The sequence below is a fragment of the Paenibacillus sp. alder61 genome, assembly GCF_020179875.1.
Taxonomy (GTDB): domain Bacteria; phylum Bacillota; class Bacilli; order Paenibacillales; family Paenibacillaceae; genus Fontibacillus; species Fontibacillus faecis.
In genome coordinates this window covers 14,686-38,817 of record NZ_JAIUDG010000028.1, presented here as the reverse complement: position 1 = coordinate 38,817, position 24,132 = coordinate 14,686, and the positions used below count along the sequence as shown (strand labels likewise).

At 55.1% G+C, this 24,132-nt stretch carries 24 protein-coding genes, 1 pseudogene and 1 riboswitch; of the genes and pseudogenes, 8 read left to right on the top strand and 17 right to left on the bottom strand.

Annotated features, from left to right (window positions below; translation table 11 throughout):
• Window positions 1-13: 13 nt before the first annotated feature.
• Window positions 14-619: an ECF transporter S component gene (locus LBW89_RS23885; protein ID WP_148456955.1), complete on the bottom strand. Its 606-nt coding sequence runs from the start codon at window positions 617-619 to the stop codon at window positions 14-16.
• 114 nt (window positions 620-733) lie between these two features.
• Window positions 734-845: riboswitch (TPP riboswitch) on the bottom strand.
• Between the two features lie 163 nt (window positions 846-1,008).
• Here LBW89_RS23885 and asd point away from each other — a divergent pair.
• Window positions 1,009-1,812 carry an archaetidylserine decarboxylase gene (gene asd, locus LBW89_RS23880; protein ID WP_148456953.1) on the top strand — a complete coding sequence of 268 codons (804 nt, stop codon included), beginning with the start codon at window positions 1,009-1,011 and terminating at the stop codon, window positions 1,810-1,812.
• Between the two features lie 39 nt (window positions 1,813-1,851).
• Here asd and LBW89_RS23875 read toward each other — a convergent pair whose 3' ends face one another.
• From LBW89_RS23875 to LBW89_RS23865, 3 genes are all read right to left on the bottom strand, one after another.
• The gene (locus tag LBW89_RS23875; RefSeq protein ID WP_148456951.1) at window positions 1,852-2,742 is read right to left on the bottom strand and encodes a DUF4097 family beta strand repeat-containing protein; all 891 of its coding nucleotides are present in this window, start codon (window positions 2,740-2,742) and stop codon (window positions 1,852-1,854) included.
• Window positions 2,743-4,419: 1,677 nt separating this feature from the next.
• A complete protein-coding gene (locus tag LBW89_RS23870) occupies window positions 4,420-5,205 on the bottom strand; it encodes a helix-turn-helix domain-containing protein (protein ID WP_148456947.1) in 786 nt (261 codons plus the stop codon).
• Window positions 5,206-5,277: 72 nt separating this feature from the next.
• Window positions 5,278-6,438 (bottom strand): PLP-dependent aminotransferase family protein, encoded by a 1,161-nt coding sequence (locus LBW89_RS23865; protein WP_318249450.1) that lies wholly within the window; start codon window positions 6,436-6,438, stop codon window positions 5,278-5,280.
• Here LBW89_RS23865 and LBW89_RS27780 point away from each other — a divergent pair.
• Entirely contained in the window at window positions 6,362-6,556 is a 195-nt protein-coding gene (locus LBW89_RS27780; RefSeq protein WP_318249451.1) for a hypothetical protein, read from the top strand. The two genes, LBW89_RS23865 and LBW89_RS27780, sit on opposite strands and share 77 nt — an antisense overlap.
• A gap of 23 nt (window positions 6,557-6,579) precedes the next feature.
• Here LBW89_RS27780 and LBW89_RS27775 read toward each other — a convergent pair.
• A pseudogene (locus LBW89_RS27775) lies at window positions 6,580-6,759 on the bottom strand (GntR family transcriptional regulator); the annotation flags it as partial.
• A gap of 155 nt (window positions 6,760-6,914) precedes the next feature.
• On the opposite strand from LBW89_RS27775, the gene LBW89_RS23860 reads away from it, so the two are divergent.
• From LBW89_RS23860 to LBW89_RS23850, 3 genes are all read left to right on the top strand, one after another.
• The gene (locus LBW89_RS23860; RefSeq protein ID WP_148456943.1) at window positions 6,915-7,550 is read left to right on the top strand and encodes a pyridoxamine 5'-phosphate oxidase family protein; all 636 of its coding nucleotides are present in this window, start codon (window positions 6,915-6,917) and stop codon (window positions 7,548-7,550) included.
• Window positions 7,551-7,643: 93 nt separating this feature from the next.
• The gene (locus LBW89_RS23855) at window positions 7,644-8,939 is read left to right on the top strand and encodes an aminotransferase class I/II-fold pyridoxal phosphate-dependent enzyme (RefSeq protein ID WP_148456941.1); all 1,296 of its coding nucleotides are present in this window, start codon (window positions 7,644-7,646) and stop codon (window positions 8,937-8,939) included.
• Between the two features lie 103 nt (window positions 8,940-9,042).
• The gene (locus LBW89_RS23850; protein WP_211373355.1) at window positions 9,043-9,171 is read left to right on the top strand and encodes a YjcZ family sporulation protein; all 129 of its coding nucleotides are present in this window, start codon (window positions 9,043-9,045) and stop codon (window positions 9,169-9,171) included.
• Between the two features lie 138 nt (window positions 9,172-9,309).
• Here the strand turns inward: LBW89_RS23850 and LBW89_RS23845 are convergent, their stop codons facing one another.
• The 6 genes from LBW89_RS23845 to LBW89_RS23820 all read right to left on the bottom strand — a co-directional run bounded on the left by LBW89_RS23845 (window position 9,310) and on the right by LBW89_RS23820 (window position 16,953).
• The gene (locus LBW89_RS23845) at window positions 9,310-10,527 is read right to left on the bottom strand and encodes an ABC transporter permease (protein WP_148456939.1); all 1,218 of its coding nucleotides are present in this window, start codon (window positions 10,525-10,527) and stop codon (window positions 9,310-9,312) included.
• A 3-nt stretch (window positions 10,528-10,530) separates the two neighbouring features.
• The gene (locus LBW89_RS23840) at window positions 10,531-11,277 is read right to left on the bottom strand and encodes an ABC transporter ATP-binding protein (protein WP_148456937.1); all 747 of its coding nucleotides are present in this window, start codon (window positions 11,275-11,277) and stop codon (window positions 10,531-10,533) included.
• A gap of 65 nt (window positions 11,278-11,342) precedes the next feature.
• Entirely contained in the window at window positions 11,343-12,767 is a 1,425-nt protein-coding gene (locus tag LBW89_RS23835) for a DEAD/DEAH box helicase (protein WP_148456935.1), read from the bottom strand.
• A gap of 168 nt (window positions 12,768-12,935) precedes the next feature.
• Window positions 12,936-14,732 carry an Ig-like domain-containing protein gene (locus tag LBW89_RS23830; RefSeq protein WP_148456933.1) on the bottom strand — a complete coding sequence of 599 codons (1,797 nt, stop codon included), beginning with the start codon at window positions 14,730-14,732 and terminating at the stop codon, window positions 12,936-12,938.
• A gap of 955 nt (window positions 14,733-15,687) precedes the next feature.
• Window positions 15,688-16,464: an SDR family NAD(P)-dependent oxidoreductase gene (locus LBW89_RS23825; protein WP_148456931.1), complete on the bottom strand. Its 777-nt coding sequence runs from the start codon at window positions 16,462-16,464 to the stop codon at window positions 15,688-15,690.
• Window positions 16,465-16,497: 33 nt separating this feature from the next.
• A complete protein-coding gene (locus tag LBW89_RS23820; protein WP_148456929.1) occupies window positions 16,498-16,953 on the bottom strand; it encodes a chemotaxis protein CheX in 456 nt (151 codons plus the stop codon).
• Between the two features lie 237 nt (window positions 16,954-17,190).
• On the opposite strand from LBW89_RS23820, the gene LBW89_RS23815 reads away from it, so the two are divergent.
• Together LBW89_RS23815 and LBW89_RS23810 are read left to right on the top strand one after the other, a co-directional pair.
• The gene (locus LBW89_RS23815; RefSeq protein ID WP_148456927.1) at window positions 17,191-18,093 is read left to right on the top strand and encodes a LysR family transcriptional regulator; all 903 of its coding nucleotides are present in this window, start codon (window positions 17,191-17,193) and stop codon (window positions 18,091-18,093) included.
• Between the two features lie 38 nt (window positions 18,094-18,131).
• On the top strand, window positions 18,132-18,941 hold the full coding sequence (locus tag LBW89_RS23810) for a histidinol-phosphatase (protein ID WP_148456925.1): 810 nt from the start codon (window positions 18,132-18,134) through the stop codon (window positions 18,939-18,941).
• 115 nt (window positions 18,942-19,056) lie between these two features.
• On the opposite strand, the gene LBW89_RS23805 is transcribed toward LBW89_RS23810, so the two are convergent.
• The 5 genes from LBW89_RS23805 to LBW89_RS23785 all read right to left on the bottom strand — a co-directional run bounded on the left by LBW89_RS23805 (window position 19,057) and on the right by LBW89_RS23785 (window position 22,401).
• The gene (locus tag LBW89_RS23805) at window positions 19,057-19,656 is read right to left on the bottom strand and encodes a GNAT family N-acetyltransferase (RefSeq protein WP_148456920.1); all 600 of its coding nucleotides are present in this window, start codon (window positions 19,654-19,656) and stop codon (window positions 19,057-19,059) included.
• A gap of 21 nt (window positions 19,657-19,677) precedes the next feature.
• A complete protein-coding gene (locus tag LBW89_RS23800) occupies window positions 19,678-20,361 on the bottom strand; it encodes a potassium channel family protein (protein WP_225040615.1) in 684 nt (227 codons plus the stop codon).
• A 90-nt stretch (window positions 20,362-20,451) separates the two neighbouring features.
• On the bottom strand, window positions 20,452-21,201 hold the full coding sequence (locus LBW89_RS23795; protein ID WP_225040613.1) for a DUF1361 domain-containing protein: 750 nt from the start codon (window positions 21,199-21,201) through the stop codon (window positions 20,452-20,454).
• An 86-nt stretch (window positions 21,202-21,287) separates the two neighbouring features.
• Window positions 21,288-21,809, bottom strand: a complete 522-nt coding sequence (locus tag LBW89_RS23790) for a GNAT family N-acetyltransferase (protein ID WP_225040612.1) — start codon at window positions 21,807-21,809, stop codon at window positions 21,288-21,290.
• A 37-nt stretch (window positions 21,810-21,846) separates the two neighbouring features.
• Complete coding sequence (locus LBW89_RS23785; protein ID WP_148456916.1) at window positions 21,847-22,401, bottom strand: GNAT family N-acetyltransferase; 555 nt, start codon at window positions 22,399-22,401, stop codon at window positions 21,847-21,849.
• 62 nt (window positions 22,402-22,463) lie between these two features.
• Between LBW89_RS23785 and LBW89_RS23780 the strand changes: the two genes are divergently transcribed.
• The gene (locus tag LBW89_RS23780) at window positions 22,464-22,772 is read left to right on the top strand and encodes an MGMT family protein (protein ID WP_148456914.1); all 309 of its coding nucleotides are present in this window, start codon (window positions 22,464-22,466) and stop codon (window positions 22,770-22,772) included.
• Between the two features lie 19 nt (window positions 22,773-22,791).
• On the opposite strand, the gene nagZ is transcribed toward LBW89_RS23780, so the two are convergent.
• A complete protein-coding gene (gene nagZ, locus LBW89_RS23775) occupies window positions 22,792-24,126 on the bottom strand; it encodes a beta-N-acetylhexosaminidase (protein WP_148456912.1) in 1,335 nt (444 codons plus the stop codon).
• Window positions 24,127-24,132: the final 6 nt, after the last annotated feature.

Here is a 24,132-nt window from a genome sequence, read left to right as displayed (position 1 = left end):
GAAGCCGCCCATATCAATCGTCCAATGCCGCCACGTCTTTGGCGGTAACGGGACGGATCAGCGAAGTAACCCCGGTGGCCTCCACCGCCTTAGCCAGGGCATAAGCCAAATACCCCGCAAACAGCATGGAGCTTATGGCGCGCATGCCATACTTCGCGAACAACATCCACGTTTCATAATCCGCCACATAACCATAGTAGATATCGGGAATGAGGGAACCGATCGCCGAGCCGACTCCGGCCATGGCAGCCACCGTGCCCGAATAGTTGCGGTAGCGGAACAAGGCGAAGACCAGCTCGGCCCCAAGCCCCTGCAAAACGCTGTAGAGAACGAGCTGTATCCCCCACTCGCTGCCGAACAAAATTTCCACATGGGCGGCCGCCACTTCGGCCAGCAAGGCCACCCCGGGCTTACGAATCAGCAGAAACACGAGCGTGGCGGCAATAAACCACATCCCGTAAACGAGCTCATCCGCTTGAAAAAATACCGGAGGTACCAGGCCGTAAACAGAGCTCCAAAAATGATAGACGACGCCGATTACCAAAGATACCAGCACAGTCACCAAAATATCGCTCAGTTTCAACCCCTTTTTTAATACCGCATTCTCCTGTTGTTTCATGTGTTACCCCTCTCCTTTTTCGTAAATATCGTTGGAATGGAACAAAAAAACCGCCTGAATAAGCTCAGACGGCTGCTAGGTCCACAGGAAAATACACCCCATAAAGTGAACGTGCATTTCGGACGACAGATTCTCTACGCTGGCATTATCCAGTTCAGATTAACGGTCCGCAGCGGAGTATGCTGCCATCTCAGCCTGATTCACTCAAGCCCCCGTATCCCATATGCGATTGCAAATAATATACTCCAGATGTTTACAAATAGGCAAGGAAAAAATTTAAGCAATCGCTTTCGCGGTTGATTTCGTACCTATTCTGTGTCAATATAAGCGGAAGTGGAAACGGGTCCTGAGCGACCCGTTGAACCTGATGATGTTTAGGAGGAAACGACTTGGCTGCACACTGGATGAAATGGATGACTGAACTAACCTCCCGGAAGTGGATTTCCGGGCTAATGGGCAGGTTCTCGCATTCCAGGGCGAGCCGCCACATGATCCCGTGGTTCGCCAAATCCTATCGGATTCCGCTGCATGAAGCGGAAAAAGAATTGAAAGAATACCGGACATTAAACGAATTTTTTACGCGCAAGCTGAAGAGCGGTATGCGCCCGATTCACCCGGAACCTTCGGGACTAATCAGTCCGGTCGACGCGCTCATCACGTTTATGGGCGAGATTCAATCCGGCACGATTTTTAATGTAAAAGGACAGGATTACACTCTGGATGATTTGCTAAACCATTCTCCCCGGGTGGAATCCTACGCGCACGGATACGCCTTCGTGCTTTATTTGAGCCCGACCGACTACCACCGGATTCACGCGCCGGTAACCGGCACCCGGCTGGAAAGCGAGCACATCAAAGGAAGAGTTTACCCGGTGAACGACTTCGGAATGAAACATATGAAAGGCGTACTCACCCGGAATGAAAGACTGATTACATACCTGTCCCATGAACGCGGCGAAATCGCCTTGGTCAAGGTGGGGGCCATGAACGTCAGCAGTATCCGTTATAGCGACGAATCCGCTTCATCCTGGAACCAGGGCGATGATTTGGCCTATTTTGAGTTCGGCTCCACCGTCGTCCTTTTGATGGAAACCGGGACTTTCGAGCCGCTCCCAGACAGAGCCGTCGGCCAAAAAGTGCGGATGGGCGAACCGCTGGGCCGATTCTTCGCGCCCTCTACGAAACAGCCCTAATCCCAATCATGAGATCATGCGGTAAAAAAGGAAGAGCCATTACTGTACCGTAATGGCTCCCACGGAAGCGTTCAGCGACAACAGCGGTCCTCCGCTGCCCCGCCGGCTCCGGCCATCGGGGACCCCGCTGATTTCGCCCAACTCCGCCTTGGCCTCCACCTCGCAATTCAAGGAATCCGCCAGCTTGGCTTCAATGCTGCCGATCTCCGCCTCAACCTGCAGATCCGCTGCCTCTTCCATCCGCGCGATTCCCAGCTCAATGCTTCCCGTAGAGGCGCTGATCGAGGAAGCCCCTGCTATTCCCGCATCACTTAATTGCACCGAACCCACTTCACTCCTGACGCGGTAGCTTCCCTGAAGTCCGGTCATAGCCACATCGCCAACCTGGCTCGTAACATCATAGGAGACGATGCTCTCCGGAAGCCCGAGCGTATAATCGATGCTAAAATCGGAGAACCGGTATTTCTTTTGCGCCCATTTCCACAAGTTCATATCCGGATCATCCTTGGCATGCACGGCAATATACATTTCATTGCCTTCGGTAGTCACCGATATTTCCGCCTGGTCAAAAACCTCGGTAAGCACATCCCGGTTAGCCAACTTGTTCGCGGACCAGATTTCCGCCTCAATTTCGAGGTCGCTGCCCTCCGCGGCCCGGATCGCGATATTTCCCACCTCATTCTCCAGCCGGATTCCCGTCGCCCGCCCCGCCGGTTCGGTTGCGGATAAGGATCGTGAAGCGCCTTCCTTTTTCAGTTTGCCTACATGGGCGTCGACCGTATCGCTGACCGCTTGCCCCAGGCTTTCCGTCGTCCGGCTAACGATTTGCTTCGCCTGTTCCTCCGCCTTCAGCGTCTCCGTACATCCCGCCAACAATACCAGCACGGCCGCCGCCCCCGCCATTGCCGCGAGCTTGGATTTCGTTTTCATTTTTATCCTCCTGACAATGATGAGATCGGGGGACCGAGCATCATAAGCGCTTCATCAATTCGGCCCCCCGCCTTTATGTATGATCCTTCACAAAACAGATACCCTTATCATAATTCTTCACGAGCCTGCCGCACACGGTCTATGGACCGGACCCTCCCTGGACTTAAGTCGGGAAAAGTTCCTGCCTGCTTAGGGGATAGTGGAGTTGGTGGAGTTGGTGGAGTTGGTGGGGTGCGTTGAATGCGTTGAGTGCGTGGAGTTTGTGGAGTGCGTCGAGTGCGTGGAGTCGTCGAGTGCGTGGAGTGCGTCGAGTGCATGGAGTCCGTCGAGTGCATGGAGTGCGTGGAGTGCATGGAGTGCGTCGAGTGCGTGGAGTGCGTCGGGTGCATGGAGTCGTCGAGTGCGTGGAGTGCGTGGAGTGCGTCGAGTGGATGGAGTGCGTGGAGTGCATGGAGTGCGTCGAGTGCATGGAGTCGTCGAGTGCGTGGAGTGTCGAGTGCGTGGAGTGCGTCGAGTGCATGGAGTGTCGAGTTGCATCGAGTGCGGCGAGTGCATGGAGTGCGTCGAGTGCGGCGAGTGCATGGAGACGACTTCGGCAGCCGCTATTGCTTAGCTGCCCGCCGCCTTAACAGCCTTTTGGGGCGCTATTTCGGCCAAAATCGGCTTTTCCGGGTGAATAGCGGTCAAAAGAGGCCTTATTTTGCTTCGGCGGGCCCCAAAACGGGGGTTGCACCGCTTTTTCCCCGAAATAAGGCCTCAAACGTCCGCTATTTCTCTCCACTCAGCCATTTTCGACAAAATAGCGCCTCTTATGGCCCTTATGGCTCTGCCAGGCTAAGCGGACGACTTCGGCAGCCGCTATTGCTTAGCCGCCCGCCGCCTTAACGGCCTTTTGGGGCGCTATTTCAGCCAAAATCGGCTTTTCCGGGTGAATAGCGGTCAAAAGAGGCCTTATTTTGCTTCGGCGGGCCCCAAAACGGGGGTTGCACCGCTTTTTCCCCGAAATAAGGCCTCAAACGTCCGCTATTTCTCTCCACTCAGCCATTTTCGACAAAATAGCGCCTCTTATGGCCCTTATGGCTCTGCCAGGTTAAGCGGACGACTTCGGCAGCCGCGGATTCCTTAGCCGCCCGCCGCCTTAACGGCCTTTTGGGGCGCTATTTCGGCCAAAATCGGCTTTTCCGGGTGAATAGCGGTCAAAAGAGGCCTTATTTTGCTTCGGCGGGCCCCAAAACGGGGGTTGCACCGCTTTTTCCCCGAAATAAGGCCTCAAACGTCCGCTATTTCTCTCCACTCAGCCATTTTCGACAAAATAGCGCCTCTTATGGCCCTTATGGCTCCGCTAGGCATAGGCAGAAATAAAAAACGGCCGGCAGGTATCCCCGCTCGACCGTTTTTGCCTATGATTTGCCTATATGAAGACCGGGAATCTTCATCCCCGACTTAATATCAAGACTGTGGTTAGAACCAGGTTTCTTCTTCCCGATCGGGACGTCTCCAACGCCGGAAACGATATCTGAATATGCTGCTGCCCGGCACCGAAATTCCCCGGCTGCGCATCCGCCGTCTTCTTCCCATACTGCCACCTCCTCCCAGACTCCGGCTATAAAATGGATTTACCCGCCAAGAATTGGGATGAAACAGCCAGGGAGAATTTTTTTTGCGAATTTGGAGATATCAGCGAATTTCGGAGGGACTTTTGCCGGTGTATTGCTTGAATTGTCGGCTGAAAAAGAAAATATCCCTGTATCCGAGCGCATCCGCCACCTCGGTTACATTCATCCCCGCATGGAGCAGGAGATGCTGGGCCCGGTCGATCCGCGTCTTGATGATATAGGACTGGACGGATTGCCCGATGATTTCCTTGAATTTTATGGAAAAATATCGCGGCGACAAGCCGGCACGTGCGGCCAAATCCTCCACTTTATGCGGTAAACCGGGATGCTGAAGGCAATAATTGGCCACCTCTTGAATCACTTCGTTCAACTGGTGACTGACCTTCTTTTCCTTCGGCGTTTCCTTTTCCGCACGCAGCAGGTAAATGAGCAGTTGCTTCAGAATCAGCCGGGCTTCTTCCTCGGCGCCATACGCCTTGATCAGGAACAACCGGACATACCGGGAAAGCATATATTCAAAGTCCAGCGTCTCCTCCAGCTTGCGGTAAGGACCGGGAACTTCATCAACCGGTTCGTCGATATCGAAATGGATGTACGTTAACACCAGCGGGCGCTGAGGATTATGCGTGGCACTGGTATGGTCCCCCTTCCGGAACAAAAAGCAGCTTCCCGGACCGACCTGAATCGGCTGATCGTTCAACACCACGGTGCCTTCACCGCTCCATACATAAAACAAATCGTAGTTTTGCAGCGGCTTCTCCCGCTTATGCCATTTCCAACCGGGCTCGCATACAATTTTGGCGAACGCGGGCTTCAGGATAAACGAAGACGGGGATACGTGAAGCATCTCCTCACCTCCTCGGATTAAATGATTGTATTCATTACCTGGTCTTAAAAACCGATTAAGCCGATTATACTCCTATTTTTTCATTTCATAAATATCTTTCCACGCCTGCCCCATGCGGTATACCCCTTCGACCAAAGCGGCGTCATCCAGATGGGAAAGACTGAAGCAGGCCGCCGGTGGGCCTGGGGTCAGCCGGTACAACTCCCCGTCGCGAAACGTAACCCCTCGGCGCCCGGCCGCTTCCCGAAACGCGGCAAATTCCTCGGGCGCCCGCTTCCAGTCCGCATAGACGAGCAGGCCGGCCTCAGCCATCCGCAGCCCGAACAGTTCCGGGATGACCTTGGCCAGCGTTTGACGGAACAGCTCGTGTTTGGCGCTGTAGATCCGGCGCATCCGGCGCAGATGGCGCTCATAATCGCCCCTGCGCATGAAGCAGGCCAGCGCGCGCTGCTCCAGCCGCGCGGGGGAAACCGGCTCGTACAGGGCTTTGGCCCGTACGGCCGGGCCGACCAGGCCGCGCGGCAGCACGGCATATCCAATCCGCAGGGAGGCGAACATCGTCTTGGAAAAAGACCCGATGTATACGACCCGATCCTCGCGGTCCAGCGCCTTGAGCGGCTCCAGCGGGCGGCCCCGCCAACGGAACTCGGTGTCGTAATCGTCTTCGACGATGACCGCGTTCCGCTTGGCCGCCCAGGCCAGCAGCTCCTGCCGCCGCGCCGGCGACAGCACCGCCCCGGTCGGGAACTGCCGACCGGGCGTGACGTACAGCACCCGCGCGTCCCAGTCGCGCGGGAGGATGCCGTCCCCGTCCACGGGGGCGGGGACGGCCACCCCTCCGCAGGCGGCGACCGCCCTGGAGATCCCGTGATAGCACGGGTCCTCCAGCACGGCCGGCTCGCCCTCCCCCAGCAGCAGCTGGGTGAGCAGCATGATCGCCTGCATCGAGCCCTGGAACAGGCAGATCTGCTCCGCCTCTGCCGCAATGCCCCGGCTTCGCCGCAGGTGCGCGGCAATGGCGGCGCGCAGCTCCGGATCGCCGGCGGCTTCCGCCGCGCCGGCCGCGGGCACGGCCCGTTCCCGCGCGGCCCAGGCGAGCGCGCTCTTCCACGCCGCCTGCGGGAACCCGGCGGCGGGCGGCCCCGCATCCTGGAACGTGATGGTTCCGGCAGGGTCCGGAACCGGCGGCGAAGCGGATGCGGCACCCCCCTCCAGCGGCAGCGCCGGCTTCATCACCCTTTGTCCCCAAGGGGACAAAGGGATGTCCGCCGCGGCAGCCCGCCCGGGTATGGCCCGCCGGGGCTCGATGCGGGCCACGAAAGTGCCGCTCCCGACGGCCGAGCGGACGTAGCCTTCCGCATGCAGCAGGTCGTAAGCATGCGCGACACTGCCGCGGGACAAGCCATAAGCTGACGCCAAATCGCGGGAAGAGGGAAGGCGCGCGCCTTCCTGCAGGGTTCCGTCCAGAATCGCCGTCCGGATCGCATGATAGAGCGCCTCGTATTTGTAGCGGTATTTCCGCCCTTGCGTTTCCAGCGGAATCGAGAAATCCAACAGGAGGCCCCCATTCTTGATCTTTTTATAATTGGACTATAAAAAATAATGTAAATTGGTTCTTTTTATATGTCAATCGAGCGGCTAGACTTGGAGAAAACGTCAAAACTATCAGCCGAAAACAAGCTTAAGATTAGGATCAGGAGGAACTACAGATGAGAAGAAAAGAATTTACCGTCGAGGACCCCAGGGAAATCGAATCCTTTTTGCGGGAGATGAGCTTTGGATTTCTTGGCACCGTAGGCCCGGACGGATGGATTCGGGTCACGCCGCTCAACTTTGTGTACGACGGCCGCTGTATTTATTTTCACGGCAGTCGGGCCGGCGAAAAAATGAAACACCTGAAGCAGGATCCCCGCGTCAGTTTTACCGTTGCCAAGGAGTATGCGATCATCCCCTCTTATTTCACCGATCCGCAGCTGGCCTGCCCGGCCTCGGCGTTCTTTAAAAGCGTCATGGTCCGCGGCCTCGCCGAGTCTGTGGACAACCCGGAAGAGAAGGCCTCGGCGCTCACGCTCTTCATGGAAAAGCTCCAGCCGGAAGGGGGGTATGATCCCATTACCCCCGAAGACCCCAAATATACGGGGCAGCTTAAGGCGGTATCCCTTTTCAAAATCGTTCCGGAGGAGATCAGCGCCAAATTTAAATTCGGGCAAAACCTGACCGAGCCGCGCTTTAACGATGTCACGTCCGGATTGGAAAATCGAAATCTGGAGCTGGACCCCGACACCGTTTCGCTGATGAAACGATTTTGCCCGCAGCATGCCGGAGAGACTCCTGGGGACGCGTGATTAGACCGTGACGGTAGAGGGACGAAATGATATAATGTTAGGCAGTCAAAACGGCATTGTCCCTTAATAACCGATTGGAAGGATGAACGCGTGATGAACCCACTTGCGGAGCAGTTAAACGAGAATCTGAAAGCCGGCAATATCCATGTGTACGAAATGCTGTCCACCTTGGGGAAGGAGATTTATTTTCCCAAGGAAGGCATTCTGAGCCAATCCGCCGAAGCGGCGGCCGGGGCGAAGAAGTACAATGCGACGATCGGGATCGCCACCGAGGACGGCGGGCCGATGCATCTGTCGGCCATTCAGGAAACCTTGTCCGCATACAAACCGCAGGATTTGTACCCGTATGCGCCGCCGGCCGGGAAACCGGAACTCCGCAGCGCATGGCGCGAGAAGATGATCGCGGAAAATCCGTCGATCGCCGATAAAAGCTTCGGCAACCCGGTCGTTACGAACGCGCTGACCCACGGTCTCAGCATCGTCGCCGATCTGTTCGTAGATGAAGGCGACGCGGTCATTTTTCCGGACAAGAACTGGGAAAATTATGAACTGACCTTCGGCATCCGCCGTCATGGTGTGATCGTCAACTATCCGCTTTTCACGGAAGACATGAAATTTAACAGCCAGGGGCTTCGCGAGGCCCTGCTGTCCCAGAAGGATAAAGGAAAAGCGATCGTCATCCTGAATTTCCCGAACAACCCGACAGGCTACACGCCGGGAGCGAAGGAAGGGGACGAGATCGTCGCCGCGATTACGGAAGCCGCCGAGGCGGGCATCAACGTTGTCGTGGTGACGGATGACGCTTATTTCGGGCTTTTCTTTGAGGAGTCCTTGTCCGAATCGCTTTTCGGCAGATTGGCCGGACGCCATCCACGGATTCTGCCGGTGAAGGTCGACGGCGCGACCAAGGAAGAGTATGTCTGGGGCTTCCGGGTCGGGTTCATCACTTATGCCGCCGAAGATGCCGCGGTTCTCTCCGCGCTGGAGCAAAAGACGCTCGGCATCATTCGCGCGACCATATCGAGCGGCGCCCATCCTTCCCAAACCTTCGTGCTGCATGCCTTGAAATCTCCGGAATTCCATGCCCAGAAGGCGGAGAAATTCCGGGTTATGAAAGGCCGCGCCAACAAAGTAAAGGCGCTGCTGGACAGCGGAAAATACGGAGATGTATGGGAATACTATCCGTTTAATTCGGGATATTTCATGTGTCTCAAGCTTAAAAACGTAAACGCCGAGACGCTGCGGCAGCACTTGATCCGCGAGTACGGCGTCGGGACGATCGCGTTGGGAGATACCGATCTGCGGATCGCCTTCTCCTGCATAGCCGAGGAGAATTTGGAGGATCTGTTCGATCTGGTGTACCGGGGAGTGCAGGATCTCCAAGCGTAAACCCAATTGTCGGGAAGCCGTTATATACGCCCAAGCAGGGTTCCCCCCCTGCTCATAGAATACTGTGTACTAAATGATATCTATGAGAAAGGGGATTTGCAGAATGAGCGGTGTTGGAGAAGATAGAGGCGGATACGGCGGCGGATATGGCGGGGGCTTATGGACTAGCACGGGGGTTATCCTGGTGCTCTTCATCCTGCTGGTGATCGTCAGCCGTTCGTTTTTGTACTAATTGATATGCCAAAAGACCGTCGGAGCTTCGTGCTCCGACGGTCTTTTAAATTGGGAAGGCGGCGGCCGCCCGGTAACCCCAAGAAAGGCATCGTTCCCGAATTTTATCGAAAGAAATCCCCGTTAAGCTTGCCTTCCCTTACTCTTCCTCTTCTTCCCGCCATTTTCGCTTCCAGGTGGACCGTAGGCCCACAACCAGGACGATTCCTACGGCGAGACTGCCGATCAGATAGGTGAGGTTCCCGCCTGGGCCGAAGATCATCGGGATCCACAGAACCACGGCGATTCCCGACAGGACGCGGGTGGCGAGATTCACGATCTCCTTCGGGCGGGAGCCAACGGGAATCGGGTAGTAGGCGTCCGCGGGTGTGTCGCTATGGACATGCCGCAGCGCGCTTAACTGGGTTCCGGCGAGAAAGATGAAGAACAGGTAGATCGCCGCGCCGAGCCAGGTTTGTCCGTTCCATCCCACAATCAGCATTCCCAGCAAGGTCAAGCGGGCGATGATGCCCAGCAGCTCGCTGCGAATGAACGTTTTGGTCAACAGATAGCGGTAGGCGCCGGCCCGGGACCACGGGATGCGGTTTCCGAACGCGGAAAGCCAGCGGCGGCGAATGACCTTCTGCCCTTCCGCGGGCACGTCCACGAACCAGCCGAGCAGCAGCATAACCCGGGCGGCTCCCGATTTTTCCGCGGCGATGAGGTTTTCCCAAGGAACGTTGTGCTTCATGGGGAACCGCAAAGCCAAAACGTAGTTAATTCCCACCAGAACCGTAAACAGGGCGCTCTTCCACGCCGGCTGCCATAGCCAGGCGGCCAGCATCAGCCAGAGAAAGGACCAGCGAAGCAGCCTGTAGCCCATGCGGGCACGGGCGGTCGAGATCCGCAGCTCCTGCCATGCGCCGTAGGCGCTCAACAGCTTCAACACAAACAACACCGACACGATCAGCCACAGCGGGTGCCGCACTTCAAGATCCGACCGGATGTAGAGCGGCCACACTGTTAAAAGAAGAATATAAAGGCCGATGAGTTTATACACGATTCCGTTTCGGAAAGCGGGCTTAAGATATTCGCTCATCCCGGCTTCCTGCGGCAGCAGAAAGATCACGTCGGCCGGCTGCATATAGGTCCGGAAACTGGAGTACACCGTCAGCGGCCCGAGGAGAATCAACAGGATCCAGAGGACGGGAAGCCCCGGCGGCAAATTTTGCAGAAAAGCCGTATACCAGGCGGAGAAGGCAATCAGCAGCAGCAGGAACAGGACCGCTACTCCACTCTGGAATATATAAGGCACAAACGGGAGCACTTTGCTCCAAAAAGACGATTTACGCTGCCTGTACAGCTCCTGAAGCTTCATTTTCTAATCTCCGCCTTTAACTAAGCTGTAGAAAATATCTTCAAGCGCGGCACCCGGCATCCCGGCCTGCTGAGCGATCTCCTCCAGGGTCCCCCGCGCGATGACCGCCCCCCGGTGAAGCACGATAAACCGGTCACAGTAATTTTCGATCGTGGACAAAATATGCGAGCTGAGCAGGATCGAAGCCCCGCTCTCTTTCATTTCCAGCATAAAATCGAGAAGGGAACGGATCCCGAGCGGATCGAGACCCAGAAAAGGCTCGTCGATGACGTATAACGAAGGCCGGGCCACGAAGGCGCACATGATCATGACCTTCTGCTTCATCCCTTTGGATAGATGGATGGAGAGGCTGTCGGCTTTTTCCTCCATGTGGAACAGCTTAAGCAGCCGCTCGGTTCTTTCGCGGTAATCATCCGGGTTGACCCCGTAAGCGCGGGCGGCAAATTCAAGATGCTCCCGCACCGTCAATTCCTCGTACAAAAGCGGGGATTCGGGGACGAACGCCAGGGAGGATTGGTAGCCTTCAGGGTCCTCCTCCCGCGTCTTCCCCCGGACGGCCACTCCGCCGCGATGCGGTGTCATCAGTCCGAGGATATGCTTCATCGTCGTGCTTTTGCCGGCACCGTTCAGGCCGATCAGACCGACCATTTCGCCCGGCATCACCTCGAAATTGATATCATGAAGAACCGGACGTCCGAGGCTGTAACCCCCGGTCAACTCTTCTATTTGTAAAACGGGCGTTTCACTCAACACAAGATCCTCCTCTAACCAAACTCGTACTACCGCTGGATTCCATCACTAGCGTTCCTAGCCGGCTAGCTCCGCGACTGCTTCTCCTTCAGCCATCTTGGAGCCCCTTTGTTCTTCCCGTCCGTCTTCTTCCGGTCGTTCTTGCGGGAAGCGGACGGTTTCGGTGCCGCTTTGCCCGAGCGGGCGGACGGGCCGGGCTTGCCGCGTCCCGGCGAAGCTTCAGCCGTCCGGCCGGAGGCGTGGCGGGCTCCTGCCGTCTCAGCGGCTTGGAGCGCTTCTCCGCTTCCGGGCTTCCCGCTTTCACGCTTCTTTCCGGGGGCGGCTACCGTCCCGTTCCGGCGACTGCCCTGCGCGGACTGCGGATCCACCACTTGTCCGCCGTACATGCCGCGCTGCCGGATTTCGATCCCGAGCTCCTTGGAGAATTTGCGCATGATGAACTCTTCTTTCGGCGCGACGATGGAGACGGCCAGACCGTTTCGCCCCATCCGGCCGGTCCGTCCTACCCGATGGACGTAATGCTCCGAATCGATCGGCGGATCCAGGTTGACCACAAGCGATAACTCTTCGATATCGAGCCCCCGTGCCGCCACATCCGTGGCCACCAGCACCCGGATTTTACCTTCCCGGAATTTGCGGAGCGTGACGCTTCTTACCGTTTTGTCCGCATCCCCATACAGAGCGCCGGCGCTCAGGCCCACGAAGTTCATCTTCGCCTCCACCTCGGCGATTTCCGAGGTGTTATTGATAAACACGATCGAACGAGCAGGGTCATAGTGACGGAGAATCCGGCGCAGCATATCGATTTTGTCACGTTCGCTGACGAAGTAAACATGCTCCACCGTCTTGGAGGTCCGATGCTCCGGCTCGATGCCGACTTCCACCGCGTCCTTCATCTCCTGCCCGGCCAGTTTGCGAATTTCCGGATTGATGGTCGCGGAGAGAAACAGGAGCTGCCGCTCGCGCAGGGTACCGCGCAAAATATGCTCCAGGTCGGCCGTCCCACCAAGCTGGAACATTTGATCCACCTCGTCGACGACAACGGTTCGGACCGTGTGCAGCTTCAATTTGCGCAGCGCGAGCACCTCCCGGATCCGGCCCGGCGTCCCGACGATGAGCTGCGGATGCTGCTTCAGCCGCTCGAGCTGGCGCTTGATGGCCGCACCCCCGATCAGGGCCTGTACCCGGATTCCCAGCGAATCGCCGTATTTCTCGGCCTCCCGGACGATCTGCATCGCCAGTTCCTGGGTCGGTGCCAGAATCAATCCCTGCAATGCTTTCTCGTCGGGATTGGTGTTTTGCAGCAGCGGGAGAAGGTAAGCTAGCGTCTTGCCCGTCCCCGTCTGCGATTGCGCCAAAATATCCCGGCCTTCCAGAGCGGCGGGGATGCACTCCGCCTGAACCGGGGACGGCTGCGTAATGCCATAGTCCGCCAATTTCGCGGTCAGCGCCTCGTTAAGGCCCAGACCGGTAAACGTTGTTATCGTCATGTAAGTTCATCCTTTATCAATTCAATCGCGATCATTATTCTCATTATATGCGAAAAAACCGCCCCGACCAAATCCATCCAACCTTTCGGGACTTGCCGGCCGAAAATAAAGGGACGCTGCACCCTTAACGCGCAGCGTCCCCTTTCCATCCGGCACTATTTTATGTGATTAATGAACTGGTGTGTACGGACGAACCACCCACACGCTAGCTCTATAAATATGTCCGTTAAAGGCTGCCGTGATCTGTGTAACCCCGGGGCTAATCCCCCGAATATTCCCGTACTCGTCCACTGCGGCGACGGCAGGGTCATCCACAGCAAACACGGTATCCTCCGTAACCTTGGAGGTCAGGCCCGTTTCATCCGTGTAAAAGGCGGCTATATCCAGTTCGGTTCCTACCGACAGGGAATATTCGTCAGAATCGAGGAAAAAGCGGCCGGGGCCCGTTTGCCCTTCCGTCACTTCCACCGTTACGCTGGCCTGCAATCCCGAAAAAGTTGCCTTAATTACCGTCGTTCCGGGGCTGATGCCGGTAATATTTCCAAGCGGGTCAGCTTTGGCAATGCCCGGGTCCTGCGAATTGTAGCTCGAGGAATAGGTTACATCCGTTACCGTAGCGTCGGAGTAAACCGCCTCAACGACGCTATGCACGGCTTGTCCGACGGCCAGATAAAGCTTATCCGTTTGAAACCGGAGCTTGGAAAACTTCGGGTTAGTCGGGGCTTGGCCGGGCACGGCGATTTTTGCCAAAGGAAACGTTGTTTTAGAGCCCGTTTCTGTTTTTGTTAGGAGGGTCCCCGTGTAGACAAGCCCGCGGTCATCCAGGGAGATGCCGCCTTTCGAAATGTACAATTCGTGCGTTCCGAACAAGTATTTTTTGATCGGAATCGCATTATCATCCGTCAAGGTGACTTTATATTTATAAGACTTTCCGGCATATTCCGTAGACTGGTTGGAGATTACGGCAAACCCGTCCTCCATAGGCTGAGCTTGAACTATATCGCCGATCGCTGAAGCGGATAGCGCATCCGAAACTTTTTCCCACAAAATGTCCCCGGTTTCGGTCATCTTTTGAAGATAGTATCTCTCCTCCTCCGAATTGTATCTGGTCAGCAAGAAGGTTCCGTCCTCGGAAGGGAGCACCGCCCGAATTTCGTCGGTCTCCTTCATTTTTTCCCACTCCTGATCTCCATTCGGGCCGAATTTGGTTATGAACCGATGACTATACGGGCCCCATCTGGAGTTTACCTTCTCACCGGTTACAATAACTCCGTCGTCGGGAGTGACGACCATGTTATGAAAATAGGTATAGAACCCGAATGAATAAGTTTCGTACCAGGCTACATCTCCATCCGCATTTATTTTTAGAAGGAATGTGTGCGTCGGATACCAGTTGTCTGTTCTGGCCCCCCCGCCGATAATCGCCCCTCCATCCGAGGTTTTTTGGATCAGCTCCGCCCGTTGAGTGTAGTATGAGAGGTCAGGATAATTTTTTTTCCACAACAACTCCCCGTCGGGACTCAGCTTGAAGACAAACGGAACCGCACGGCGCTTCCGGTCAATATCTTTCCGGATTTGTTCTCCGGCGATCAGGAGACTTCCGTCGGAAGTCTCCGTCACGGCAAAGGCTCTATTGGTTGAATAATCTCCGTGTTGATCCAACACATCGATATCGTTTTTCCAAACGATCTCACCGTTGCCGTTTACCTTAACGACATGGGAAGCCCCCTTCTCGGTGAGTGAGGAACCACGATAGCCTACGAAAACATAGCCTCCGTCTGAGGTTACAGTAACAGCGCTTCCCTTCGCATCTGTTTTCGAGACATCGATGCCTTCCAACTCATGCGACCATTGCACAGAAGCTGCTTCTTCCGGAGCCGCGGCGTGACCGCTTCCGGACCACCCCGTCCAAAGCAGAACGGATGAAAGCATTACGACAAAGGGCTTGTACAGGTATTTCCGCATGAACAACACTCCTTCTAAAATGGAATATTCGGGAATAACAATGCAATTCAATTCCATTATTCACAAGGATATTAAGGTTTGAAAATACTTCCAATTACTTAATTTTCTGGGACTCTCCCGTGGATTCTGTCGAGCTGATTCTAGTCCTTCAGGATAACAAGGGATTGGTGGGCATGAAGGCCGAATGGCTCCCTCCTTAACGACCCGAATCATCGCCGTAGTCACGGAACGCGTCCGAAAGGACCGTACCCCCGCAATGGGCCTTTGAAAAAAGGGCCCAGAAGTGTCGGGGTCGGCCGCGCCCAGTCCGAAGCCCGATCGTAAAATCTAACGGACGCCATAGCGCCTATTTCGTCCTTTTCGGACGAATCGGAATTCTAACGGACGCAGTAGCGCCTATTTCGGCAAAATGAGCTCAGTTTGGCGGTGAAATCCGCAAATAGGCGCTACTATTTCCGTTAAAATCCAATGGAAGCCATTTCTGGCGAAATAGCAGCTATTGCGTCCGTTAGAGCAATCGGTGTGAGCGTAGCGTGATTCATCCGCTAGAGCACCTGCGTCAGCGCGGCAGCGATTCATCCGCTAGAGCACCTGCGGCGGCGCGGCAGCGATTCATCCGCTAGAGCACCCGCGTCAGCGCGGCAGCGATTCATCCGCTAGAGCACCCGCGTCGGCGCGGCAGCGATTCATCCGCTAGAGCACCTGCATCAGCGCGGCAGCGATTCATCCGCTAGAGCACCTGCGTCGGCGCGGCAGCGATTCATCCTTTAAAGCACCCGCCGCCCCCCCAAAGGCCGTTCTGCTCTATGTGTCGTGCCTCCCGCTGGACAGTTTACGGCCTTGGCCAGATGGTTTCTTTTTTCAAAGGAAGGACAGCCCTGGGCAATCACCTTTTGAGCGGCTATTTCGCTCGGGCCAACAAAAAAACACCGACTGCGGGAAGTCGGTGTTCATCTTATTTCTTATTCAGCATGCGATAACTGAGACGATCGGCCAGACGGGGAAATACTTGATAAAATTTCGCGCCGACCCCCGCGGTCCACGGAAGATTGATTTCCGTCGTACCGGTGCGAACCGCGTGGACCAGCGCCTTCGCCACCCGTTCGGGCTTCATCATAAACCATTTGACATTGTTGACGTAATGCCCCTCCGGGTCGGCCAACGAGAAGAACGGCGTATCGATCGGACCCGGGTTGATCGTGGACACGGTGATGCCATAGGGGCGGACCTCCTGACGGAGCGCGCTGCTGAAGCCCAGTACGGCATGCTTCGTGGCCGTATAAGCCGTGGATTTCGCCGTTCCGATCTTGCCCGCTATGGAGGCGATATTCACGATCCGGCCGGATCGGGCCTCTTTCATCCGCGGCAGAACCGCCTTCGTGCAGCGGACCATTCCCATATAATTCACGTTCATCATCGCTTCAAACTCATGAAGCGGCATTTCATCAAAGGCGGTAAATTTCCCGTAACCCGCGTTGTTGACGAGGCAGTCAACCCGCCCGAACTCCGCGTAGATCTCCTTGAAACCCGCTGCGACGGATTCGTCGTCGCCGACATCGAGTTCCACGATCTTGCTGGGCCCCATCATCCCGTTCCGGATTTCCTTCAACTTATCCGCCGACCTGGCGGCGAGCACCAGCGTGGCTCCCTGTTCCGACAGCATGCGCGCGGCTAAAGCCCCGATGCCGCTGGACGCGCCCGTGACGACGATTACTTTATTGTTAAGCGACATGCTACCCTTCCCTTCAGATCAGTTTCCTCTATTTTAGGAGATCATGACCTGAATATCCAATTCGCCGATTCCGTCCATGACGAGCGGAATGCAAAGCGCCTTGCGGGGAGCGGCTTGGCCGCCTTCGCTTTGGATCACCTTCGGCGGTGTAATATCCACGACATAGCCCTGATTGGACAAAATCGTGCTGGCATTGCCGCTGATCATATTGCCCAATTCGGAGATGGCGCTGCGGCCCATTTCGTCCATTTCCGTCAGCACGAACCCGCCCATCATCGCCGAGACAATGCGGAGAGCCACCTCTTCCTGCAGGCCGAAAATCACCATCCCGCTAAAATGTCCCGTCATGTCGATTTGAATCCAAATATGATCTTCCACCGGCTGGATTTCCTTGACTCCCAAACTTCCCGTCGAAGGAGAAACCTGAACGACCTGCTGAATTACGGTACGAGCCGATTCCAGAAAAGGATTGATTACTTCCGCTTTCACTATTACGCCCCTTTTCGCATAGAAGTTTAATAAACCGATACAAAAGTCCCGAACAAGTTTGGAATTTATTATACTTTATTCCTAGGTATAAGTCATTAAAAATCGAGCGGTCTCCGCCAAGTAAGTCTTATATCCTGAAAACCTTCCGAGGGGTTGTCATATCCGTGTCATTGATTTAGCCTAAAAAAATCCTCTATAATTAATGAATACGAGATTTCGGAGGAAAGGAGGATTCGGGTGAATATCAGTCAATTGGAAACGCTGATCACCATTTCGAAGACCAAAAGTTTTCGAAAGGCCGGAGAACTGTTGAATTTGACGCAGCCCGCCGTTTCCGCCCAGATCAAAAGCCTGGAGGATGAATTCCGCACGGTGCTGGTCGACCGAACTCAGCCGGTGACCTTAACGGACCGGGGGCAAGTATTTCTGGAGAAAGCGGAGCAAATACTGGATATTGTCGAAGAGCTGAAGCAGAAATTGACCGATCTGGAGCATACGCCACAAGGACATATCGTCCTGGGTACAACGACCTCCATCGCCATTCAAATTTTGCCGCGTATCCTGTCTTATTTTCAAGACCAGTTTCCCCTGATCAAAACAACGATTCAATCGATGCCCTCCAGTTTGATTTATCAAAATGTGGAACAAGGCCTGGTCGATATCGGGATCGGCTATTTAATCGAAAACAACCCGCAGGTGCTATCCACGGTGCTGTATTACGATACGTTTGAGCTCGTCGTCTCCCCACTCCACCCCTTGGCCGGTAAACCCATTCCCACGCTCGAATCGCTGCGAGAAGTACCTTTGATCATGCTGTCCCCCGATACGGTCGGACGCCGCTTCGTGGACGAAGTTTTCCGATCGCATAACATCGAGCCGCATATCGTCATGGAGCTTTCCAGCAGCGAGGAAGTGAAACGGATGGTGGAGATCAATCTCGGGGCGGCTATTATATCGAAGCAGTCCATCCTGAGAGAGCTGCGCCAAGGCTCCTTAAAGGTCGTACGCATCCCGGAACTCGAAGTCACGCATCCGGTGGGCGTCATTTACAAATCCAGCAGGTACGTCAATTCCGCCATGCAGCAATTTCTCGGAGACTTGAAAGGCATGCCGGAAAACCGCTTTATCAGTTCCGAATAAAATCCAGCCAGAAGGTTAACCAGGAAGGAGCCAACTGCATGAAGTTCGATTTGCACACCCATCATTTTCGCTGCGGCCACGCCGACGGCAACATCCGCGACTATGTGGAAGCCGGAATCGCCGCCGGTCTCGCGGTGATCGGAATCAGCGACCATACGCCTTACTTCGGTGACCCCGAAGAGCACCCTCTTCCGCACATCGCCATGGCCAAGGCGGAATTCGCCAATTATGTCAATGAAGTGCTGAAACTGAAAGAGGAATACGCCGGGAAGATCGATGTCCTGCTCGGGATCGAATCCGATTATTTTCCGGCTCATGCCGAGGTTTACCGTAAGATTCTCTCCCAGTATCCTTTCGACTACATTATCGGGTCCGTCCATAGCGTGAAAGAGGTCAGCATCTTCAACAAACGACGTTGGAAAGGCCTGAATGAACAGCAGCGTATTGCGGATAAAGAAGCCTACTACGCGCTGATTCGGGATTCGGCCCGCAGTGGCATGTTCCAAATTTTAGGCCATATCGATGCGATGAAAGGAAACTATCCCGCTTTCTCCGATATTCCGGCAGCGGCGGCGATCGACGAAACCCTGCGGGTTATTGCCGACAACAAGGTCGCGATCGAAATTAATACGTCCGGCAAAACCAAACTGTCCGGTGGCTGGTATCCTTCCGATGAAATATTGGAGCGCGCCTTATTTTTCGGCGTGGATGTCACGTTCGGGTCCGATGCCCACACGCCGAAGCGCGTCGCCGATGAATGGGAGGATGTGGCCAAGCGTTTGAAGGAAATCGGGTTTACCGAATGGGTATATTACAAAAACAAACAGAGAATGCCCGTCCCCCTGTAGGGGAAATTGCGGGCAAAAAAAAGGGAACCCGTACGCTACTCGCCGGATTCCAAGAGACAAATATATTCAAAAGGGGGTCATGTAATAAGTGTACCCTCTCTCTATTAGAGATTGATCACAGGTATATTTCATTTGTGTAACAAATGCTCGCCGGCTTGCTTAAATAAAAGGAATGGATCTCGTTCCCCGGCCCGCCGCCATAATCCGAACCGGATTGAAGCCGCTCGCCCGCAAGCTTGACCGGCGTAAACCCGCATTTGCGCAGCACCTTTTCCGATGCCGGGTTATGAATGCTGCATCGCGCCTCGATTCGGCTTAATTGCAGGATGTCGAATCCGAATTCCACCACGGACCGGGCCGCTTCGGTGGCGAACCCCCGGTTCCAGCAGCTCGGAGCCAGCAGATAGCCCAACCGGGCCCTGCCGGCCTCCCGATCCCAAAACTGCAAGGAGCAGATGCCAATCAGCCCCGTCCCCTCCTTGATTTCTATCCCGAAGTGAAGATCGCGCAAACTTTGATAAGTGTCGTCAAAATACCGAAACAAACGATCGGGAAACAGCAATGTTCCCTTTTGAAAGGACGTATGGCGCCGTACCGACGGGTCATTGACACAAGCAAACAGCGTTTCCGTGTCCTCCTTTTCGATTCTCCTTAGTCGCAGCCGTTCACTTACCAACACCGGAAACCGTTCCCTCAAGCGATTTCGCAGTTCCAAACCGACCCTCTCCTCTCCGGATTATTCGGGGGATGCCCCGGCATCTTCCTCGAGTTCCTTTTCATTACTCATCGATTTCGAGGCGTCTCCCCCCATCTCCTTGTTAAAGATTTGGCGAAATACCCCGATCATCGATAGCGCGTAGGCGACCGTAATAAAGCTGAAAAAAATCTCCATCACCACAATCAGCCTCGACGTATTATCCATCGGTTGGATATCTCCGTACCCTACCGTCGTAAATGTCGCCACGCTGAAATAGAAGAACGTAATCAATTGGGACAAGGTATCTTCCCCCAAATGATCCCCCGCAAAGCTCGCCCCTTTAAACAGCTTGTATATCGAAGTATACACGACCGTAAAAAAAACAATGCAGCTCATGGCGGCAATGCTGATCCGAATCACGGCGGACTTGAGACTGACCTCGCGCTTTACCGCCGAGTCCGCTATCTCATGAAAAATAAAGAGAAGATAGAAAATAACGGATCCTAAGACAAACAGAAGGATCACGGCCCTTAATATGGCCTCCGATTGAAAAACCGCTCCGAAATCAACGAGGCCGAGCAAATCCTCCAGCGAGACGGCGACGTAAACGAGAATCGGTGCCAACAAGATTACCCGGCTGGACAATTTTTTGTCGAGCAGATAAAAGAGCAGGGACAAGCCGATCAGACCAACCGCATTGAGCCAAAGCACCCAGGATTGCAAACGAATCCCCTCCCCTAGACGGCGTTTGGGAACCTGAATAACTATCATTACCCAAACAGGGGAGGGGAAAATCGAGCTTCCCGCTGGATTTTATTTTTGTTCCGGGACCGGACCCGAGAGCCGCCTAAGACGGAAAGCGCCAAGAAAGTAGGCAACTGCGTAACTGAACGCCGTGAGAAGAAACATCCATTTGCAAAAAGCCAAAGCATGCCGTAAATGGCCCGGATCCATAAAATAGACGGCCATTTCCCTAAGGATATAGATCGGGCGATGCCAAATATCCCAGCTGTTAAAGCGGATAAACCGGCCGAGATAAATCCCGAAGCTGCTGAGCAGCAGGACCGATACCGCGAAAATCCAACCCGCAGCGCTTCCGAGCCAGCGGCGAACCAGTCCGTGAACGGAAGCCAGCGAGACAGTTCCCAGGGCCAGACCGAGCAGCGCCGTAAAGAGAACGGTATACAAATGATCCCAGAACAGTATATCCGACCAGAACCGCCCTGCCCCGGAAATGGGAAAACGGGCAAACGGATGGAGCAGATCGGTTACCATGTAGGCCGCATTGGGATAAAAGAACAGCCATAACAGCCCGATGAACAACACCATCGCACTCTTCAACACGCTCCGGCGCATCAGGCTGGCCAAATCCAGCAGAATCGCAAGCCCCGCCGGGATCCAAGCCAGGAACGTATTCCAGACCAGGAAAAGATAGGGCGGTCTACCTCCATCCGGCAGTCTCACCTCAATCACGTATTTCATGCCGATTATAGTGGCAGCGACGAGAATCGCATATAATATCCCTTTTTCCGGGTAACCCAATTGTCGTAACGGATGTTGCAAAGTCGCTTCCTCCCTAGTCAGCCTTTTTTAAACGTCCATAGCTTATTTACAGCCTATATACGTCCGGGCAAGGCCGAAAGTTACGGCTAAAGAGGGAGCAGCTTGGCCATGTAGAACTCGTCGATATACCGGTCTCCGAGCCGTATCGCGTGCTTTCGAATGCCCTCGACTTCAAATCCGCATTTTTTGTACAAGGCGATCGCCGCCTCATTGTGGGCCATCACCGTAAGCTCCAGCCGATGTATCCCCCGTTCCGCCGCCCAATCATTCAACTCGGCGAACAGCCTGGCCCCCACACCTCTTCCCGAGTAGGACTGCAGAATGCCTAGCACCAGGCTTACCGTGTGTTTGTTCCGCTTGTAATTCGATCCGAACGCACCCAAATAGCCGATCCATCGCCCTTCCGCCTCGGCCGCAAAGATCATCGAGGTTCCCTGCTCCAACAGCGAAACCAGTCGGTTTCTCTCCTGCTCCAGCGTGGTGACGCGCTCGTCAGGCTGGAGCAGCATAAACTCAGTTTCCCGGTCCAGACGACGGCGAAGCTCCAGATAGGCCTCGGCGTCGGCTTCGGTGACTTGGCGAAACTTGATTTGTGGTTCCTCTCTCATGTCAGGATGCTTTCCCCTCTCCCAAAATACATCGTTCCTATTCCATGGCCTCGTTCCGCAGCACCATATGAATGTGATCCTCCCATTTTCCATGGATGTTCAAATATTTCAAGGCCAACCCTTCGTGATAGAACCCCAGTTTCTCGACCACGCGGAGCGAGGCCGCGTTCCTCGGCATGATGTTCGCCTCGATGCGGTGCAATCCTAATTCTTGGAAGGCGTACTGGACGACGGCCTCGACCGCTTCCGTCATAAAGCCCTTCCCTTGCTCCTCCCCATCCAGCCTGTATCCGAGATGGCAGGACAGAAAAGCGCCCCGCACTATATTGCTGAGCGCCACGGAACCGATGATCCGCTCCGGCCGGTCCTTCCGAAAGATCCAAAGTTTGTATAAATTCTCTTGTTCATGTTGGAGCCGTTCGTTGGCCAACAGTCTTTTTTGAACATCCAACGTAAAGTACGCTTCCTCCTTCTCCCGCTCCCAAGGCCTCAGGAATTCACGGTTGCGTACGACATAGTCCAGAACATCCGCCGCGGCCGCTTCATCCAGCACTTTCATTAACAATCGCTCCGAGTGTAAAATAGATTTCATAATTTCCCTCATTTCTATCGTCAGATCCATGTTCTATCACCATAAATGGAAGGAGTATCGGAATGCAACCTTTTACCGCACAAGTAATTGAAATCATTTCCGCCATTCCGGCGGGTAAAGTCATGACTTACGGTCAGGTCGCCGGTGCCGCGGGGAGTCCAAGAGCCGCCCGGCAGGTCGTTCGGATCCTGCACTCGATGAGCGGCAAACACGGTCTGCCTTGGCACCGGGTCGTCAATGCCCGGGGAGAAATTGCGATTCGCGAAGAGGAAGGTTTTTTTCTGCAAAAAATGTTTCTGGAGGGGGAAGGGGTCGAGGTGACGGAGGATGGGCTCGTCAATTTGGCCCGGTACCAGCATCACCCCTCTTAAGCGGTATAAAGGGATATCGTCAACGGATCTCGTACGTTTTCAGAACGTCGGCAATACCCGCGTTTATCGCTTTCTGATCCGCCCCCTGTGCCGGTTTGTCGGTCAAGCCGTATTTTATTTTCAGCTGTAAGATGGGATAAACCCGTTCATCGAGCATTTCCCCGCTGATCTCCCCCTGTTCGACCGCCCGTGTTATCGCCTGAATTACAGCCTCCTGCTTGGCCGGATCATGCCCGACCAGGGCGATATTTCCGCCGGCCCGGATAAAGCGCACCGCCGCTTCTTCGATTTTGTAATGCTGGGTAATCGCCCCCATCGTCAAATCATCGGAAATGACCACGCCTTGAAAATCCAGCTCCTTACGCAGCAGGTCATGAATGATCGCCTCGGAGAAGGAGGCCGGGGCTTTCGGGTCCAGTTTCGGCAGCAGCAAATGTGCGATCATCACGACGTCGGCCCCCTCGCGGATCGCATCCTGAAAAGGAAGAAGCTCCAATTGACGCAGTCTGTTCAGATCATGCGAGAGCACCGGCAGGCCAAGATGGGAGTCCACCGAGGTGTCGCCGTGACCGGGGAAATGTTTGACGACGGGGATCACGCCTTCCGCCTTTAATCCGTTCATAGCGGCGATCCCCATTCCGCCGACCCTTTTGGCCGTGTTTCCGAAGGAGCGGTCCCCGATCACCGGATTATCGGGGTTGCTATGAATATCGAGTACCGGGGCGAAATCCATATTCAGGCCGAAGCCGGCCATTTCCTTCCCGATCAGGCGATACAAAGCTTCCGCCGCTTCCACTCGCCCCGTTCCTCCGATGGCCGCGGCGGACGGAATGTCGCTGAAATCGCCGGGCATCCGGGATACCCGTCCGCCCTCCTCATCCACGCTCAAGAACAGGGGAACCGGGTTGGCGGCATTGTCTTGCTTAAGCCGGTTGAACAGGGCCAGGGATTGGCGGCTCGTTTTGATGTTGTCCTTGTAAAAAATAAAACCTCCGACATGAGCGTCTTCGATAAATTTCCGGGTCTGCTCGCTCGGTGTCGTCCCTTCCATGCCGACGAGGATCAGTTGGCCGATTTTTTCCGCCGTGGTCAATCGGTTCAGCAGTTCCTCGGCGGGATCGGCCGAGCCTGACTCCGGGGCCGACGGATCTTGGGACTCCGACGGATTCTGAGGATTCGGCTGGGGAGACGTCGCGTCGGAATGTCCCGGTCCGGCGAAGTCGGCGCGCTGCGGAACCGTTCCCGCTCCATTCTTCGCCGGTTCGGAAGTCCCTCGATTCGAGCAGCCGCCAAGGGTCAGGATGACGGCGAGAAAAATGAGAACGGCAGGCCTGGATTTCCAGTCAGGTCTCATAGCGTA